Here is a 1,243-nt window from a genome sequence, read left to right as displayed (position 1 = left end):
CTAGTGCTGTGACCGGATAGGTTCGCCGGGTTGGTCAGGCGGCGGTGGTGAGGGGGCGTCCGCCCCAGCGGATGCCTTTCTCGCTTCGTATGCGGGCGCGTTCCTTGCGTTCGGCGGCCAGGACGTCTCGGTGTCTGGTGTTGGCGTTGCGCCAGCGCAGGTAGGCGTGCAGGGCCCGGGTCTGCACGGTGTGGTTGGGGTGGTTCGAGTTGGCGATGGTGAACTGCCGCAGTGGTCCGAAGTGGGCCTCGATCGGGTTCGCCCACGAGGCGTAGGTCGGCGTGAAGCACAGCTCGACCTTGTGTTTCTTCGCCCAGAGGCGGATGTCGGTGCCCTTGTGGGCGGACAGGTTGTCGAGGATCACGTAGACCGGTGCGCCGTCCGGGCGGGCGGCGCGGATCGATTTCAGCGCGGCCAGCGTGTTCACAGCGCCCTTCCTGCGTCGGTTGACGCCCCACAACGTGTCGTCGCCGACCGAGTAACAGCCGTGGAAGTACCGGACTCCATGGGTGCGGTGGTAGGTGGCCGGCAGGCGGTCAGGGTGTCCTTGTCCGGCCCAGCCCGAGCCCGCGGTGGGACGGATCCCGAGGGGGCCGAACTCGTCGAACGCGAACACCCGGTCCGGGAAGCGGTCCAGGACCTCCTCGATGCGGTCGAGCTTGGTGTCGATTTCGGGGTCTGGGGACTCCTTCCACGTCTTGGTGCGCTGGAAGGTGACGCCGCGGCGGGCGAGCAGGACACGTAACGCCTCACGGCCGATGCGGATCACCCGGCCGTGCACTTTCCGCAGGTAGGCGACCAGCTTGCGCAGCGACCAGCGGGTGAACGGCTGGCCGAGCCCGGCCGGTCGTGCGGTGGCCGTCGCGATGACGAATTCCTCGTCGTCATCGCTGAGTCGGCGGGGACGGCCTCCCGCCCAGAGAGGGTCCAGGCAGGCCAGACCGATCTGGTTGAACTTGTGGATCACGTCCCGGACGGTGTCCTCATCGGCCTGTACCAGCCGGGCGATCACCGGCACCCGGTTCCCGCCGGCCGAGGCCAGCAGCATCATCGCCCGCCGGTAGCGCACCGAACTCGTGCTGCCCCGGCGCACGATCTGCTGCAGCCGCTGCCCTTCCTGGCCGGTCAGTCTGCGCACACGGACAGGCTCAGCCACCGCGCCTCCAGCGATCGGATCGGACGTCACCCCACATCCAACCGCCATGACCACCAACCCGGCGAACCTATCCGGTCACAGCACTAG

The 1,243-nt window shown here is 68.3% G+C and carries 1 protein-coding gene; it reads right to left on the bottom strand.

Features of this window, described 5'->3' with window-relative positions; translation table 11 throughout:
- Positions 1 to 34: 34 nt before the first annotated feature.
- Complete coding sequence (locus AB0D49_RS41740) at positions 35 to 1,156, bottom strand: IS630 family transposase (protein ID WP_362769518.1); 1,122 nt, start codon at positions 1,154 to 1,156, stop codon at positions 35 to 37.
- Between the last annotated feature and the right edge of the window lie 87 nt (positions 1,157 to 1,243).

Source organism: Streptomyces sp. NPDC048290 (assembly GCF_040652095.1).
Taxonomy (GTDB): domain Bacteria; phylum Actinomycetota; class Actinomycetes; order Streptomycetales; family Streptomycetaceae; genus Streptomyces.
Note: the sequence above shows the minus strand (reverse complement) of the source record. Positions and strands in the feature narration are given on the sequence as shown.